At 49.3% G+C, this 16,328-nt stretch carries 17 protein-coding genes, 1 other RNA gene and 1 other annotated feature; of the genes, 9 read left to right on the top strand and 9 right to left on the bottom strand.

Going from position 1 to position 16,328, the window contains the following annotated elements; all coding sequences use genetic code 11:
- Nucleotides 1-113 precede the first annotated feature (113 nt).
- The 5 genes from recR to BIY29_RS01575 form a co-directional block, all read right to left on the bottom strand.
- Nucleotides 114-719, bottom strand: a complete 606-nt coding sequence (gene recR, locus BIY29_RS01595; RefSeq protein WP_121573152.1) for a recombination mediator RecR — start codon at nucleotides 717-719, stop codon at nucleotides 114-116.
- Complete coding sequence (locus BIY29_RS01590) at nucleotides 719-1,048, bottom strand: YbaB/EbfC family nucleoid-associated protein (protein WP_121573151.1); 330 nt, start codon at nucleotides 1,046-1,048, stop codon at nucleotides 719-721. Before BIY29_RS01590 ends, recR begins: the two co-directional genes overlap by 1 nt.
- 40 nt (nucleotides 1,049-1,088) lie before the next feature.
- A complete protein-coding gene (dnaX, locus tag BIY29_RS01585) occupies nucleotides 1,089-3,134 on the bottom strand; it encodes a DNA polymerase III subunit gamma/tau (RefSeq protein WP_121573149.1) in 2,046 nt (681 codons plus the stop codon).
- Nucleotides 1,695-1,759: a sequence feature (DnaX frameshifting element), on the bottom strand. It overlaps the preceding gene by 65 nt.
- A 74-nt stretch (nucleotides 3,135-3,208) precedes the next feature.
- Entirely contained in the window at nucleotides 3,209-3,760 is a 552-nt protein-coding gene (gene apt, locus BIY29_RS01580) for an adenine phosphoribosyltransferase (protein ID WP_121573324.1), read from the bottom strand.
- Nucleotides 3,761-3,944: 184 nt separating this feature from the next.
- Nucleotides 3,945-4,313: a DUF454 family protein gene (locus tag BIY29_RS01575; RefSeq protein ID WP_121573147.1), complete on the bottom strand. Its 369-nt coding sequence runs from the start codon at nucleotides 4,311-4,313 to the stop codon at nucleotides 3,945-3,947.
- A gap of 209 nt (nucleotides 4,314-4,522) precedes the next feature.
- Between BIY29_RS01575 and priC the strand changes: the two genes are divergently transcribed.
- Nucleotides 4,523-5,059 carry a primosomal replication protein PriC gene (gene priC, locus BIY29_RS01570; RefSeq protein WP_121573145.1) on the top strand — a complete coding sequence of 179 codons (537 nt, stop codon included), beginning with the start codon at nucleotides 4,523-4,525 and terminating at the stop codon, nucleotides 5,057-5,059.
- 72 nt (nucleotides 5,060-5,131) lie between these two features.
- A complete protein-coding gene (gene rsmS / locus BIY29_RS01565; protein WP_121573143.1) occupies nucleotides 5,132-5,332 on the top strand; it encodes a pleiotropic regulatory protein RsmS in 201 nt (66 codons plus the stop codon).
- A gap of 10 nt (nucleotides 5,333-5,342) precedes the next feature.
- Here rsmS and acrR read toward each other — a convergent pair whose 3' ends face one another.
- Nucleotides 5,343-5,981: a multidrug efflux transporter transcriptional repressor AcrR gene (gene acrR / locus BIY29_RS01560; RefSeq protein ID WP_121573141.1), complete on the bottom strand. Its 639-nt coding sequence runs from the start codon at nucleotides 5,979-5,981 to the stop codon at nucleotides 5,343-5,345.
- A gap of 142 nt (nucleotides 5,982-6,123) precedes the next feature.
- On the opposite strand from acrR, the gene BIY29_RS01555 reads away from it, so the two are divergent.
- The 5 genes from BIY29_RS01555 to BIY29_RS01535 all read left to right on the top strand — a co-directional run bounded on the left by BIY29_RS01555 (nucleotide 6,124) and on the right by BIY29_RS01535 (nucleotide 12,237).
- Entirely contained in the window at nucleotides 6,124-7,314 is a 1,191-nt protein-coding gene (locus tag BIY29_RS01555) for an efflux RND transporter periplasmic adaptor subunit (protein ID WP_121573139.1), read from the top strand.
- Nucleotides 7,315-7,330: 16 nt separating this feature from the next.
- Complete coding sequence (locus tag BIY29_RS01550; RefSeq protein WP_121573137.1) at nucleotides 7,331-10,483, top strand: efflux RND transporter permease subunit; 3,153 nt, start codon at nucleotides 7,331-7,333, stop codon at nucleotides 10,481-10,483.
- Between the two features lie 312 nt (nucleotides 10,484-10,795).
- Entirely contained in the window at nucleotides 10,796-10,939 is a 144-nt protein-coding gene (ykgO, locus tag BIY29_RS01545) for a type B 50S ribosomal protein L36 (protein ID WP_121573135.1), read from the top strand.
- Between the two features lie 668 nt (nucleotides 10,940-11,607).
- Entirely contained in the window at nucleotides 11,608-11,976 is a 369-nt protein-coding gene (gene tomB, locus BIY29_RS01540) for an Hha toxicity modulator TomB (protein ID WP_121573133.1), read from the top strand.
- 57 nt (nucleotides 11,977-12,033) lie between these two features.
- A complete protein-coding gene (locus BIY29_RS01535; protein ID WP_121573131.1) occupies nucleotides 12,034-12,237 on the top strand; it encodes an HHA domain-containing protein in 204 nt (67 codons plus the stop codon).
- A 415-nt stretch (nucleotides 12,238-12,652) separates the two neighbouring features.
- On the opposite strand, the gene ffs is transcribed toward BIY29_RS01535, so the two are convergent.
- Nucleotides 12,653-12,749: signal recognition particle sRNA small type (ffs, locus tag BIY29_RS01530), an RNA gene on the bottom strand.
- A 163-nt stretch (nucleotides 12,750-12,912) separates the two neighbouring features.
- Between ffs and BIY29_RS01525 the strand changes: the two genes are divergently transcribed.
- The gene (locus BIY29_RS01525) at nucleotides 12,913-13,233 is read left to right on the top strand and encodes an MGMT family protein (protein WP_121573129.1); all 321 of its coding nucleotides are present in this window, start codon (nucleotides 12,913-12,915) and stop codon (nucleotides 13,231-13,233) included.
- A 33-nt stretch (nucleotides 13,234-13,266) separates the two neighbouring features.
- Here the strand turns inward: BIY29_RS01525 and BIY29_RS01520 are convergent, their stop codons facing one another.
- Nucleotides 13,267-13,818 carry a YbaY family lipoprotein gene (locus BIY29_RS01520; protein ID WP_121573127.1) on the bottom strand — a complete coding sequence of 184 codons (552 nt, stop codon included), beginning with the start codon at nucleotides 13,816-13,818 and terminating at the stop codon, nucleotides 13,267-13,269.
- 230 nt (nucleotides 13,819-14,048) lie between these two features.
- Between BIY29_RS01520 and tesB the strand changes: the two genes are divergently transcribed.
- Nucleotides 14,049-14,912, top strand: a complete 864-nt coding sequence (tesB, locus tag BIY29_RS01515) for an acyl-CoA thioesterase II (protein WP_121573125.1) — start codon at nucleotides 14,049-14,051, stop codon at nucleotides 14,910-14,912.
- Between the two features lie 102 nt (nucleotides 14,913-15,014).
- Here tesB and amtB read toward each other — a convergent pair whose 3' ends face one another.
- A complete protein-coding gene (gene amtB, locus BIY29_RS01510) occupies nucleotides 15,015-16,301 on the bottom strand; it encodes an ammonium transporter AmtB (RefSeq protein ID WP_170158873.1) in 1,287 nt (428 codons plus the stop codon).
- Between the last annotated feature and the right edge of the window lie 27 nt (nucleotides 16,302-16,328).

Below are 16,328 nucleotides of genomic sequence, written 5' to 3'. Positions count from 1 at the left end.
TGGGGATAAACAGCGGTTATTTCAAGGGGAGAAAAATTCAGACCGGAGAAAAAGAGCAGGAAAATGAGGCTATAGAATGGCTGTCAGGTGGAACGCCCAACAACCAGAGGGAGTTAAAACCGGAAAGGCTGACGACCAGCTAGCGAATGAGAAAGCGTGGTGCCATCCACCATTTCCAACTCGCCGCCGACAGGCACGCCGTGGGCAATGCGGCTGGCCATGACGCCATATTGCGCGCACAGTTCGGCAATATAGTTGGCCGTTGCATCACCTTCTACCGTCGGGTTGGTTGCCAGAATGACTTCATTGATGGATTCGCTTTCCAGACGCGCCTCCAGTCGCCCCAGACCGATATCGTCCGGGCCGATGCCATCCAGCGGCGACAGGTGCCCCATCAATACAAAATAACGCCCGGCAAATTGCCCGGTCTGCTCTATGGCATGGATATCCGCAGGACTTTCCACCACACAAATTTGACCATTTTGCTGACGTCTGGGATTCGAACAAATCGAACATACGTCCTGTTCGGTAAAGGTGCGGCAATCCGCACAGTGACCGATTTCAGACATCGCATGAGTCAACGACTGCGCCAGACGCATCCCCCCGCTACGATTACGCTGCAACAGGTGAAACGCCATGCGCTGGGCTGATTTCGGCCCGACGCCCGGTAAACAGCGCAGGGCTTCCATCAGCGATTCAAGAAGCGGACTGGTTTGCATCAGAACGGCATCTTGAAGCCTGGCGGCAGTTGCATGCCGCTGGAAACCGACGCCATTTTTTCTTTCTGCGTTTCAGCAATGCGGCGGACGGCATCGTTGAATGCAGCGGCAATCAGATCTTCCAGCATGTCTTTGTCGTCTTCCATCAGGCTGGAATCGATCTCCACCCGGCGGCAGTTGTGCGCACCATTGATGGTGATTTTGACCAGCCCCGCGCCCGATTCGCCAGTGACTTCCAGATTTGCAATCTCTTCCTGCATCTGCTGCATTTTTTCCTGCATCTGCTGGGCTTGCTTCATCAGATTGCCAATTCCACCTTTACCAAACATAGTTTTCTCTCTATCACTTCGGGCTGCGCGCACGCAGCGATTAAACAGGGCGGATACTGTCTTCGTCCAGTTCCGCATCAAAGAAACGCCGCAGCGTTTGAATAGTATTATCAGTCATAATCGACTGGCGTGCCTGCGCCAGCTTTTCTTCATAAATTGCCTGACGCCACTCCAGCGGCGTCAGCACCGCCGGGTTATCATCTTCGGTCACCGACAACGTTATGGGTTGACCATAGTGAGCGGTCAATGCTTCTGCCAGAGTTTGCTGCGCCGCCGGTGAGTTAAGGTGACGCTGGGAAGAACGAAGATGCAGGTGTATTTTACCGGCTTCCGGGCACTCCCTGAATGCATTTAACGCCAGTTGTTGTACCAGCTTTGGTAACGACAGGCGATTAATTTCCGCCGCCCATTCATCACGTTCCTGCGCTTCTTGCGCCAACCGGGCTGCCAGCTCGGGCGTTTTTTCATGCTCCAGCGCTGAACGCAGCGCCTTTGGCGTGGTGACGTCAGTTTTGACATCCTCCACTTTATTCTGCGCCCGCCAACGGTAGGCTTCCGGTTTCTTTAAGGCTGCCGACGCGGTGTCTTTGGTACTTTTCCGCTGTATACTGCGCTCAGTCACCGAAGCTAAACGCTCCAGTGCCGAGTTTACCGGCCGCGTTTTATCTGACGCCGCCGGTTCAGCTTTTTTTGGCGGGGTTGCCCCCTGCTTACGCAGCAGCAGACTACGTGCCTGCAAAAGCTGCGAGGTGGCATCGGAAAGCCCGCTATCATCCTGGGTATCCGCAGCCTGTTCCGGCACAGGTTGTTCAAAAGCAGAAGCCTCTGAAGCAGGAGTATCTGCAAATGACGCCTGCTCAGAAGGATAAGACGACGACGCCCCGCTTTTCTGCCGCGCTGTTTTTAACGAGGGCAGAGAAACAGGCGCTGATTGAGCTACAGCATTATGCTGTGCCTGAGGCGCGTTGGAGGCTGGTACGACCGGAGCTTCAACGATCTGTTTAGGATGGAAAGCCAGCGCACGTAGCAGCGTCATTTCGACGCCCATACGGGCATCCGGCGCATAAGACAACTCTTTACGGCCAATCAGCAACGTCTGGTAATAAAGTTGCACTTCCGTTGGCGGCAAGGCTCGGGCCAGATCCCGAATACGGGCTTCAACAGCCGCATAATCATGACTCAGTGCGGCTGGCAGCAACTGAACCATCGCAATACGGTGTAATAACGTCAGGGTTTCAACCAGCAACGATTCCCAGTCAACGCCACGCGACGCCGCCTGATCGAGCAAGGACATAACTTTTGCGCCGTCGGCCTTCACTAATGCTTCGATGAGCGCCAGCGGTTGTTCATCATCCAGGGTTCCCAGCATTTGACTGACTGATTCAGTCGTCACCTGGCCTTGACCCATGGCGATCGCCTGATCGGTGAGACTTAGCGCATCACGCAGGCTGCCATCGGCGGCTCGGGCCAATAACTGTAATGCACGCGGTTCACTTGCCAGTTGTTCCGCCTGCAACACCCTCTCCAGGTGCGCTCGGATTTGTTCGACATCCAGCGCCTTAAGGTGGAATTGCAGACAGCGTGACAGGATCGTCACCGGCAACTTTTGCGGATCGGTGGTTGCCAGCAGGAATTTTACGTGCGGCGGCGGTTCTTCCAGCGTTTTCAGCAGTGCATTAAAACTGTGACGCGACAACATGTGTACTTCATCGATCAGGTACACCTTATAACGCCCTCGCGCCGGGGCGTACTGCACGTTATCCAGCAGTTCGCGGGTATCTTCAACCTTGGTGCGGGAAGCCGCATCAATTTCAATCAAGTCAACAAAGCGGCCTTGCTCAATTTCACGGCAGTTTTCACACTGACCGCAGGGCGTCGCCGTCACACCGTTTTCACAGTTGAGTCCTTTCGCCAGCAAACGGGCGATGGTGGTTTTCCCAACGCCACGGGTGCCGGAAAACAAATAGGCGTGATGAATTCTACCTAAAGAAAGGCCATTGGCTATCGCGGTCAGGACATGCTCCTGACCGACAACATCAGCAAAGGTTTGGGGACGCCACTTACGGGCAAGAACCTGATAGCTCATCAATACCGCAACAGTCGAGTTATTGAGGAGGTCATGCTAACACAGCCGTGCGGTTATCGGCGAGGCCGTTATGATTAATGTCCGGGAAAGTCAACCAGGCTATAGCAGGTAACCCCCATCGCTTCCAGACGCTGTGCGCCCCCCAGATCGAACAGATTGATAACAAATGCGGCATCGGTCACCGTGCCGCCTAAACGACGGATCAGTTTTACCGTGGCTTCTACCGTTCCGCCCGTAGCCAGCAGATCGTCAATCACCAGAACGTTATCATTTGCATCAATCGCATCCGAGTGAATTTCCAGGCTATCCGTGCCATATTCAAGCTCGTAACTTTCGCTGATGATCGGGCGCGGCAATTTACCGGGTTTACGTACCGGAACAAATCCAACACCCAACGCCAGCGCCACCGGAGCGCCAAACAGAAAGCCACGCGCTTCAGTACCCACAACCTTGGTAATATCCATATTGCGATAATGGTTCGCCAGCCTATCAATACTCGCGGCATACGCAGACGGGTCTTCCAGCAGGCTTGTCACGTCACGGAACAATATGCCCGGTTTCGGATAATCGGGAATACTTTTTATGCTGTTTTTAATCAATTCTGACAGTTGCGCGGTAGCGGTCATCATATCTGTGCCTGATAAAACGTTCTGATAGTACAAATGCTGGCCACGGCCAGCCCATTACGCCCAGCATTACCTTGATGGAGTTCTGGTTCTTGCAACAGGGAAGCGGCGACCGTGCACGAAAACGCTCAAATCTAGTCAAACTGACCAGCAAATGCAACCGTCTCTACAATTCAGCGTATGTTTATCGTTCCGGTTCAACAACCGGCAGACGAAGCATAAACGTCAGCAAAATTGCCAGCACCACCAATAACAGAACTCTAACCCAACTAATTTTAACCAGCCAGAGCGAGAGAGCAAACGTCAATAAAATGACGATAACCGCTTTCCATTTCGCGCCAGGCGGCAAAGCCCGATGTTGCTGCCAGTGGCGCAAATACCCCCCAAACCAGGAGCGGTATAACAGCCAGCAATGAAAACGTGGCGACGAACGCGCAAAACACCAGGCAGCCAACAATAAAAAAGGGGTGGTCGGCAACAGCGGCAATACAATACCCAACGTTGCCAGAACGACACTCACCCACCCCATGACAATCAGCACTGCGCGATACATATTCACCTTTAATCCGTTGACTGTTGGCGGGTAAGTGAAACGTTACCCCACAACTTCACTCTACCACCAACATCAGCCGCCTGGTAATTGCGATAATCATTAAAGTAAAGAAATCACGATACCTGGTGAAAAGGTTGTATCAGCGGGTATTCACGGGCAAGCTGAACTATCGGCCCGCCGCCTGCTAATCGAATAATAAGGAACAGTGTGTGAATACCCACAAACTGCTGCTCGTGCTTGAACAACAAATTGACACGCTGGCAAAAGAGATCGAACCATTGGCTGATAAGCCCGTACCTCAGTCGCGCTTTGATCGCCAACTCTTCAGCAGCTATGGCACACGGCTGAAAGATTATTTCAATGAGGTTAATCAAAATCTGAAATCCATCAGGCAGTTGGTCGTCGAGCAACGCCCTGACCGGGTCGCTTTCATGACCGAAAAGCTGGTGAGGCAAATCACGGCGCTGCAACGTGAACTGGCAACCCTGTCTTTACGGCGTCAGGAATTGACGGCGGAAACGCCGCCACAGGACCTTTACCATAAGCTGGCCGAACATCAGGACTACGAGCGCCGCCTGCTGTCGATGATTAATGACAGAGAGAGCCTGCTGAACGATCAAACACAATTCAGCGAACAGCAACGTCTGCAAAAGGAGCTGGCGGCACTTGAGGGACGACTGGCGCGGTGCCGGCAGGCTCTGGCACGTCTGGAGCGATTAATTGAACGCCGGGAACAAGGGTTGTAACTTCTGGCGGTTTCTCTTAACTCTCTGCTATATCTGAAAGACACAATACCGATCGCGAAAGGTGGATGTAAAATGTCACTGGAAAATGCGGCACCAGAAGTCAAACTGGCAGTCGATCTGATCATGCTGCTGGAAGATAACCAAATCGAACCACAGATCGCGCTGGCCGCCCTGGAAATTGTGCACAAAGACTTTCAGAAAAAAATGCGGCAGGAAAAAACGGCCTTGACGGGTAACCCGTTGAATTGGGATTCAGAGACGGATGGCGCGTGAATCAGCGCTATCAGGCTGACTTACGTAGCGAGGCGCTGAAGCGGAGCATATCGATAAAAGAGTCAACCAATGCAGGGGCGTCCTGATTAAGATCAAAACTTTCCGGCATAAACAGCCAGTTTTCCATGATGCCGGAGAAGTAGGCACGCATCGCGATAGCCGCCCGACGGAGGTGAATATCCGCTGGCAACAGTCCTATGCGAATACAGCCTATTAAATTATTTTCAATATGAGCATAGCAGCCGAAATAAAGCGCTTTACGGGCGTTATAAAACTGTAGCATTTCACCGACAAACTCACATTTATGAAAGACAATCTCCATCATCGATCGCCACTGGGGGTCACTCACCGTTAAACGAAGCATATAAATCAATAATTCACGCATAACATAAAGTGGATTATCAGGAAATTTTGTCTGATACTCTATTTCAAAATCCTTGAGTTTTGATTCAGCCTGTATCCAAATTTCGTCAAATAACTCAACTTTATTTTTAAAATGCCAGTAAATAGCACCCCGGGTCACCCCTGCGGTTGCGGCAATATCAGCCAGCGATGTAGCAGACACGCCATGCTCTGAGAATATTCTCAAGGCAGCATCCAGTATCTGTTGTCGAGTTTCCTGAGCCTGTTGTTTGGTTTTTCGTGCCATATCGCTGTATTTGAAACAAAGGATGATTTACATACATTCGAGTATGTATGTAACATAGCATGAACATAAAATTATCGCAGCAATGGGTTTTAAAGCGCGTGATCCATTGGTCAATTTCAAATCGGATACTTGAGGTTTATCTATGAACAAAAACAGAGGGCTAACGCCTCTGGCGGCAGTTCTGATGCTTTCTGGCGGCTTAATTCTCGCAGGATGCGATAATAGTGAAGAACAGCAGGCTGGTGCGCAACAGGCGCCTGAAGTCGGAATAGTGACATTAAAAGCACAAGCGCTCAATATTACTACTGATTTGCCGGGCCGCACCAATGCTTATCGTATCTCTGAAGTCCGTCCTCAGGTCGGTGGCATTATCCTGAAACGCAACTTTGTTGAAGGTAGCGATATTCAGGCTGGTTCATCACTGTATCAAATTGATCCTGCGCCTTATCAAGCTGATTACAACAGCGCCAAAGGCTCATTGGCTCAGGCTCAGGCAAGTGCGGAGATTGCCCGCCTGACGGTTAACCGCTATAAACCACTGTTGGGAACCAATTACATCAGCAAGCAGGATTACGACGAAGCCGTCGCAACGTCTCGTCAGGCCGATGCCAGTGTACAAGCAGCCAAAGCCGCATTAGATAATGCTCAAATCAACCTAGCCTATACCAAAGTCAATTCGCCGATATCAGGCCGAGCGGGGAAATCAACGGTGACTGAAGGCGCACTGGTTTCTACCGGCCAAACCACAGCATTAACCACCGTTCAGCAGCTTGATCCTATTTATGTCGATGTGACGCAATCAAGCAATGACTTCCTGCGTCTGAAAAAAGAACTGGAAGATGGCACACTGAAACAAAGTGAAGGTAAAGCCACCGTCCGTCTGTTGTTGGATAATGGTTCTGAATATGCTCAATCTGGTACGTTGGAATTTTCCGATGTCACGGTAGACGAAACAACAGGCTCTATTACCCTGCGGGCAATTTTCCCTAACCCACAGCACGATCTTTTACCGGGAATGTTTGTGCGTGCACGTCTGGATTCCGGTGTAAGAGACAACGTTTTGCTGGTTCCGCAGACAGGAGTGACCCGTACTCCACGGGGTGAAGCCACTGCGATGATTATCGGCGAAGGAGATAAAGTCGAGCAACGCATTATCACCACCTCAAAGGCGATTGGTGATAAATGGCTGGTCACCGATGGTTTAAAAGAGGGTGACCGAATCATTGTGACCGGCCTTCAAAAGATCAAAACCGGTATGCAAGTGACAGGAAAAGAAGTCGCTCAAGAGAACGATCAGCCGCAGCAGTCTCAGGCTGAACCCGCGAAGTCTTAACAGGAGCCGGTAATTCATGGCTAACTTTTTTATAGATCGACCCATTTTTGCGTGGGTAATAGCCATCGTCACGATGTTGGCTGGGGCGTTGGCGATTGTGAAATTACCTATTGCCCAATATCCTACGATTGCGCCTCCAGCAGTTGAAATTTCAGCAACCTATTTAGGGGCAGATGCTTCAACACTGCAAGACTCAGTGACTCAGGTTATCGAACAGAACATGAACGGTATCGATAACCTGATGTATATGTCCTCCAGCAGCGACTCATCAGGGTCCACGACAATTACGCTGACCTTTGAAGCGGGTACTGATCCCGATATTGCGCAGGTTCAGGTACAAAACAAACTCCAGTTGGCAATGCCGCTGTTGCCCCAGGAAGTTCAGCAACAAGGGGTTAGCGTACAAAAATCCAGCAGTAGCTTCCTGATGGTTGTCGGCTTCATCAGTGAAGATGGCAAAATGACAGGTCAGGATATCGCCGACTATGTGGCCGCCAACGTACAAGATCCCATCAGCCGTACCAATGGCGTTGGTGACGTACAACTGTTCGGTGCGCAATACGCCATGCGTATCTGGCTGGATCCGAACAAGCTGAATAACTATCAGTTGACGACGGGCGATGTCACGACCGCCATCACGGTGCAGAACAACCAAATCGCCGCAGGCCAGTTGGGCGGAGCGCCATCAGTTCCCGGCCAAAGATTGAATGCTTCGATCATTGCACAAACACGCCTGAACTCGGCGGAAGAGTTTTCCAACATTCTACTCAGGGTTAATCCGGACGGCTCACAAGTTCGCCTGAAGGATGTGGCACGTGTCGAATTGGGTGGTGAAAGCTATGATGTTGTCGCCCGCTACAATGGCCAATCAGCTGGCGGTATCGGGATTAAGCTGGCTACGGGCGCAAATGCGCTGGATACCGCCTCTGCGGTGAAAACCGAACTCGCCCGTCTTCAGGAGTTCTTCCCTGCCGGTCTGAAAGTGGTTTACCCCTACGACACGACGCCGTTCGTTCAAATTTCTATTAAAGAGGTGGTAAAAACACTTATAGAAGCCATTGTGTTGGTATTTTTGGTGATGTATCTGTTCTTACAGAACTTCCGCGCCACGCTGATCCCGACGATTGCCGTACCCGTGGTACTGCTGGGTACATTCGCCATTCTTTCGCTATTTGGCTATTCCATCAACACACTGACTATGTTTGCAATGGTACTCGCCATCGGGCTTTTGGTGGATGACGCCATCGTAGTGGTGGAAAACGTTGAACGTGTGATGGAGGAAGAGGGTTTACCACCTAAAGAAGCCACCAGAAAATCGATGGGGCAGATACAGGGAGCGCTGGTTGGGATCGCACTGGTTCTCTCTGCGGTATTCGTGCCGATGGCTTTCACCGGTGGTTCAACCGGCGCCATCTATCGCCAGTTCTCCGTCACCATTGTTTCCGCGATGGCCCTCTCAGTATTGGTGGCGTTGATTTTAACGCCGGCACTCTGCGCCACGCTGTTAAAACCCATCACTAAAGGCGACCATGGCAAGAAAACCGGCTTCTTCGGCTGGTTTAACAACATGTTCGACAAGAGTACGCACCACTACACCGATAGCGTAGGCAACATCCTGCGCAGTACTGGTCGCTATCTACTGGTTTATCTGCTGATTGTCGTGGGTCTGGCATTCATGTTCTTGCGTTTGCCAAGCTCTTTTCTGCCTGAAGAAGATCAGGGGGTACTGCTCAATATCGTGCAGTTGCCAGCAGGCGCAACACAGGAAGAGACACAGAAAGTACTGGACAAGATGACCAAGTATTATCTGGAAGAAGAGAAGAACAACGTCAGATCAGTCTTCGCGGTCAATGGATTCGGCTTCGCGGGGCGCGGCCAGAATGCGGGATTGGCATTTGCCAGCCTGAACGACTGGGATGATCGCGATGGTTCGGAGAATAAGGTTGCCGCCATCGCGGCCAGGGCCAACGCGGCTTTCAGTAAGATCAAAGAAGGTATCGTTATTGCAGCGAATATTCCCGCGATCGTAGAATTGGGAACCGCGACGGGATTTGACTTTCAGTTGATTGACCAGGCGAACCTCGGTCATGAAAAGCTCACAGAAGCGCGTAATCAACTGTTGGGCATGGCTGCGGAGCGTCCCGATATGCTGGTACAGGTTCGTCCTAACGGCATGGAAGATACGCCACAGTTCCGGCTTGATATCGATCAGGAAAAAGTAGAGGCGCTTGGCGTTTCTCTGGCGGATGTGAATGCTACGCTGGCGACGGTGCTGGGCGGAAGTTATGTAAATGACTTCATCGATCGTGGTCGAGTGAAGAAAGTGTATGTGCAGGCTGATGCGCCTTTCCGTATGCTGCCGGATGATATTAAAAACTGGTATGTGCGCGGCAGTAATGGGCAGATGGTACCCTTCTCCTCTTTCTCACAAAGTCACTGGGAATATGGCTCCCCACGTCTGGAACGTTATAACGGCCAGCCGTCCATGCAGATACAGGGTGAGGCTACGCCTGGGAAAAGTACCGGTGAAGCTATGGCGCTGATGGAAGAGTTCGTATCAAAACTGCCCACAGGCATTGGCTACGAATGGACAGGCATGTCCTATCAGGAACTGTTGTCCGGTGGTCAGGCTCCGGCGCTGTATACCATATCCCTGATTGTGGTATTTCTGTGTCTGGCTGCCTTGTACGAGAGCTGGTCGATTCCCTTCTCGGTTATGCTGGTCGTGCCATTGGGGATTCTTGGGGCGGTTATAGCTGCTTCCCTGCGCGGCCTGGAAAATGACGTCTACTTTAAGGTGGGCCTGCTGACAACCATTGGTCTGGCGGCGAAAAACGCCATACTGATCGTGGAGTTTGCAAAAGACCTGATGGATAAAGAAGGTAAAGGACTCATCGAGGCAACGCTGGATGCCGTACGTATGCGTTTGCGTCCTATCCTGATGACCTCTCTTGCCTTTATCCTTGGGGTTGTCCCCCTGGTTATCAGTACTGGCGCTGGCTCCGGTGCTCAGAACGCCGTTGGTACTGGCGTAATGGGTGGGATGATAACAGCCACCGTGCTGGCAATCTTCTTTGTTCCGGTATTCTTTGTGGTGGTTCGCCGCCGCTTTGGAAAGAAAAATGAAGATCCAGAACAACATAATAATCAGCAGATAGAACACCACTGATCCTCTGTCTGATTTCAAAAGGCCGCAAATGCGGCCTTTTTTATTGCCAGCTCATCCACCACATCCTCGTATTTTTCATCATTTTCATACTTCACTGCGCTGAACAAACCATGACTTTATAAAAATCAAATTTGATCCTCACATCTAAAAAGTGTAACATTGGGTTATGTTATAACATAACAATAAAAAGCCTCTTCGGTATCGCATCTTATATACCGGGAAGCAGAAAGAATAGGCCAGAGAGGACAGCGCTGCGTGCTTCCAGCAGTGTTTAGGACACTTCTTCAAGTAAATATAGAGAGGAATATTCAGATGCAAGTGCTTAGTTCGCTTCGTTCAGCGAAAAACCGTCATAACGATTGTATAGTGGTGCGCCGCCGTGGACGCATCTACGTGATATGCAAAACCAACCCTCGGTTTAAAGCTGTACAAGGTAGGAAAAAGAAAAAAAATTAACCCTTTTTCTATAACAACTCACTACAGCTCTGTTATATATGTAACAGAGTTTTTTAACTGGTTGAATAAAAACAGTAAAAACAATAGGATAAAAACGACCTATTGAGTATTTTCTTTACTCGCACAAGAAACCCATCACCTCCCTCATCCCATAAAACCGCCAGCCATACACAAATTAATTTAATAAGCTGATATTGCGACTATTCCGCTGCCGAAAAGTTTTATGATTTAATCACGACAAATAGCACACAAAACCTTTTCTAATGTGCGCGAATCTTACTGACTCTTTTGCTATAGTTATATACAGAGCGATGCGATATGTATCAAAATGGCGTGATTAAAACGTTAAGATGCATCGGAAGATGTATACCCTAAATAATTCGAGTTGCAGGAAGGCGGCAACTGAGCGAATCCCCAAAAGCTTACTTGAGTAAGTGACTGGGGTGAGTAAGGGCAGCCAACACACCTGCAGCTTGAAGTATGACGGGTATAAATCCATTGCGGACTAAATGGTGGTTGTCGAAATCCCAGGCATTGAAATCTTGCTTGTAGACATTATGATTGTAGAAACATGGTTAAAGCTAATCTCTTATGCACTTTGTCAGTCTGCCTGTTTACCAGATGTTAACCGCAGTAGCACTGAATAACGGCTTAACGGAGGGATTGATATGGATGAGTACACACCCAAACATTATGATATTGCCCAACTCAGATTCTTATGTGAGAATCTGTGCGACGAAAGCATTGTAACGTTAGGCGATAGCAGTCACGGCTGGGTCAATGACCCGACATCTGCGATCAACCTCCAATTAAATGAACTTATTGAGCATATAGCTACATTTATTCTGACATTTAAAATAAAATACCCTGACGAAGGTGAGCTTTCTCAGCAGGTTGAAAAGTATTTAGACGACACCTATGTTCTGTTTAGCAACTACGGCATCAATGATGCTGAGTTGCGCGGATGGAAGAAATCTAAAGAAAGGCTATTCGGAATGTTCTCAGAAGGGAGCATCTGTACGCCTGCTAAAACTTAAGTAATAATTTATCTCCTATTTATTAACCCACCAGGTACTGTTAGCATAAAGGCCAACATGAAAAAAATCGATTATTTGATGCGTTTACGTAAATGTACAACCATTGACACATTGGAACGCGTTATTGAAAAAAACAAGTATGAGCTCTCCAACGATGAACTGGAGATGTTCTTTTCCGCAGCGGATCATCGTCTGGCAGAACTGACGATGAACAAACTTTATGACAAAGTTCCAACCGCTGTATGGAAATACGTCCGTTAATTCATTAACGCAAAGTACATAAACGCCAATATACAATACATTGCGCCGATAACATTATCGGCCATTTTTCTTACCTTTTTTAATGTGTTAATAAATCAAAACTTGTAACAAAGTGTATTTCATATAAAAGAAATAATTAGAATACTGATTTTTATAAAAATCATTAAATCATCACGCCATATACGCCAATTCAATAATCCAGGTTATTCAATATCAGTTAAATGTAGTTAAAGTTACATATCTGATAATCAATGATGGCTGGTCTCACTATATGCCCTTAAAACAGCATAAGAACAAGTCTATACCCAATAGATTTCAAGATGCAGGAAACGGCTACCACTCCATCGCAAGATAGCGTGTAAAGTGCAACCAGACTTATGAAAGCAACATAATGATGAGGGAAGATTGGTGGAGGCCCTGCCAGCTACATCCCGGCACACACGTCTCCTGCTGCGGCTGCTTCCTTCCGGACCTGACCGAATCCACAGGTTAGTGTTGCGGGAGAACCGACAGGGCCCCCATTGACAGCTCCGAGACTACAAAGCGGTGGGCATTATCGGTGATGGGCAGATCAATTGCAAGCTAACACATCCTAACCGTTGTTTTCTTACTCAGTAGGCTATGCCACTATAGGTTCTTCACCATGTATCGATTATGAAGTGCAGGAACCCTTTGATGACAGGAGAAAATGACAGTTTTCGCCAACGTGTTTTTCAAATCGTGGCCGCGATCCCTTACGGGAAAATCGCAACCTATGGCGATGTGGCCCTTTTGGCCGGGTCGCCACGAGCATCCAGACAAGTTGGCGGCGTGCTAAAACGCTTGCCCAAAGACAGTAAACTGCCCTGGCATCGGGTGATAAATCGGAAAGGTGAGATATCGCTTGTCGGAGACGATCACCAACGTCAAAAATTAGCGCTACAAGCCGAGGGGATCACTTTTAATAGACAAGGGAAAATCGATCTTAATGCGTTCCGCTGGCAGTACGCGTCGTAAAACCACGTCGCGTACTGCTTTGCGCTTATTTATTTACCAACTGGATTGTACTGGTTGTGACGGTGCCATTGACGAAGATTCTGATGTCAATGAATCTGAACTTTTTGCGGGTAAAGGCACGGAGGTTACCGGCACCATAACCAGGTCGGCATTATTCACCCCATTGGTGATAACCGGTAAGACGTTCTCTGTCACCATCACTATTCTGTTATCTATCGCAATGGCGGCGCTGAGTAAAATGCGGGCATTAGGTTGAATGTCTGCCGGGTTGTACGGCAATACAAATTGGAAAGGTGCCTGTTTCCCTCCAGTGCGGGTTACTCGCTGGGTAATCACTTTTGAAGGTGCATCTGCCAGTGATGCATCGGATACCGTGACCGTCACTACAGCATTAGCTGGTAGGGCAATGCGCTGACGAATGTTAACTGTCCCGCTGACAGCAGGCATTGATATAGCTGGATATTGACCAGAGGTGCTGGTTACAGGTGCGCCGGTTTCAGGAGAAACACCATAATCACCCTTATCAGCACAGGCTGCCAGAGTCATCGATAGCGTGATACCACCTAAGATATGCCATAATTTCATTCGGTTCGTCTCCTTTTATTATTGTCAGACTGCCAGTTTCAAAAAAACCAGCGTTCACTAAGTAGTATGGTTCACCTGATTGAATAATGGTGGTACAAAATTCTGATATTTTCCTGATAAGTGATTTAAATTACTAATTTCAAGTCGTTAGTCCATTAATTTAAATGAGTTATGGGGAATCCCGCATTGTGTTACTTTCCAAATGATTTTCAACCAATAAGGCCGATATCATGAGCCAGGCACTACAAAACCTTCTTGATCTCCTGAGCCTGGAGAAAATTGAGGAAGGACTATTCCGGGGACAAAGCGATGATCTAGGTCTGCGTCAGGTATTCGGCGGGCAAGTGGTGGGTCAGGCAATGTCAGCAGCCAACCAGACCGTGCCAACAGACCGCGGCATCCATTCATTTCATAGTTACTTTCTGTTACCCGGTGATAGCCAGAAACCTATTATTTACGATGTGGAAAACCTGCGAGACGGCAATAGCTTCAGCGCCCGTCGAGTCAGCGCCGTTCAGAATGGTAAACCGATTTTCCATATGACAGCATCATTCCAAAGCCATGAGATAGGCTTTGAGCATCAGAATATAATGCCTACTGTTACCCCGCCGGAAGATCTTAAGTCCGAACAGGAGATTGCACAAAGTATGGCGCACTTATTGCCGCCACAATTCCGTGACAAATTCGCCCGCCCCAGGCCTATTGAGATGCGCCCGGTAAAATTTCATAACCCGCTGAAAGGGAAAGTAGAAGAACCGATACGACATGTCTGGTGTCGCGCCAACGGCCCCTTACCGAATGATGAACGTATCCATCAGTATCTGCTTGGCTATACATCCGACTGCAATTTTCTGTTAACCGCATTGCAGCCGCATGGCGTCGGCTTTCTGGAGCCTGGTATGCAGGTCGCCACCATCGACCACTCGATGTGGTTTCACCGAAATTTCCGTCTGGATGACTGGCTGCTGTATACCGTAGAAAGCACATCCGCGTCAGGCGCCAGAGGTTTTGTACGTGGACAGTTTTATACCCGTGAAGGCGTGCTAGTTGCCTCCAGCATGCAGGAAGGCGTTATGCGCCGTCTCCCCCACTAAACGATTTAAAAAAAATAAAAGTGGCGGCATGGATATTCCGCCATAAAAAACAGGGCGCGGAGATCATCCGACGCCCTGTTTATCAATTTATGTTCAGATTACTTACTGGTTGTAAGCATTCTCGCCATGGCTGTTGACATCCAGACCTTCGCGTTCCTGCTCCTCCGGTACGCGCAGACCAACCACCATATCGGCCACTTTGAAAGCGATGAAAGCTGCAACACCAGACCACACGAAAGCAACAATTACGCTGAACAGTTGAACCCAAACCTGATGAGCCATGGTAACGCCTTCGGCATAACCCACGCCACCCAGAGACGCAGAGGTGAAGACGCCGGTCAGGATACAACCGATGATACCGCAGATGCCATGAACGCCGAACACATCACACGGGTCATCAACGCGCAACCATCTTTTCAGCACGGTCACGCCCCACAGGCCTCCAATACCACCCGCGATACCGATGATCAATCCGCCGCCGACACCAACCAAACCCGCAGCCGGCGTAATGGCAACCAGACCAGCGATACAGCCAGAACATGCGCCCAGTAGTGAAGGCTTACCACGAACCATCCACTCACCAGCAATCCATGCCAGGATAGCCGCAGCGGTTGCAACAACCGTATTCAGGAAAGCAAGCCCCGCGATCTCATTTGCTGCACCAGCGGATCCGGCGTTAAAACCGAACCAGCCGATGTACAGGATAGCCGTACCAATAAACACCATCGGCAGGTTATGTGGCTTAAGGGCTTCTTTACCGAAGCCAGCACGTTTACCCAGCAGGTAAGCGCCAACCAGACCAGCAACAGCGGCATTGATATGCACCACAGTACCACCTGCAAAGTCCAGAGCGCCATCGGCAGCCAGATAACCGCCGCCCCATACCATATGGGTCATCGGCAGATAAGAGAAGGTCAGCCACAGCGCGACAAAAATCAGCACCGCAGAGAAACGGATACGTTCAGCAATGGCCCCGACAATCAGCGCCACGGTGATACAGGCGAAAGAAGCCTGATAAGCGACATGAACATACTGATAAAACGTACCAGTAATAGAATCAACAGCAATCCCCTTCAGCAAGAAGTTGGAAAAACCGCCGAAGAAAGCATTGCCTTCGCTAAAGGCCAGGCTATAGCCATAGAGGACCCATAAAATACACACCAGGGCAAAGGAAATTATCACCTGAGACAGCATGGAAAGCACGTTCTTGGCACGAATCAAACCACCATAAAACAATGCAATTCCAGGTATCGTCATAAAAAGTACCAGGGCGGTACAAATCATAATAAAGGCATTATCTGCTTTATCGATAATTGGTGCTGCAGCCATCGCCCAGGACGGGAGCAAAGCAGCCAGACCAAGACATAATGAGGAGACAAGTTTTTTCATTTTCATCCATCCCTATTTACAAATCTA

It is taken from the genome of Brenneria alni, assembly GCF_003666245.1.
Taxonomy (GTDB): domain Bacteria; phylum Pseudomonadota; class Gammaproteobacteria; order Enterobacterales; family Enterobacteriaceae; genus Brenneria; species Brenneria alni.
This window is presented reverse-complemented; position numbering and strand designations above follow the sequence as displayed.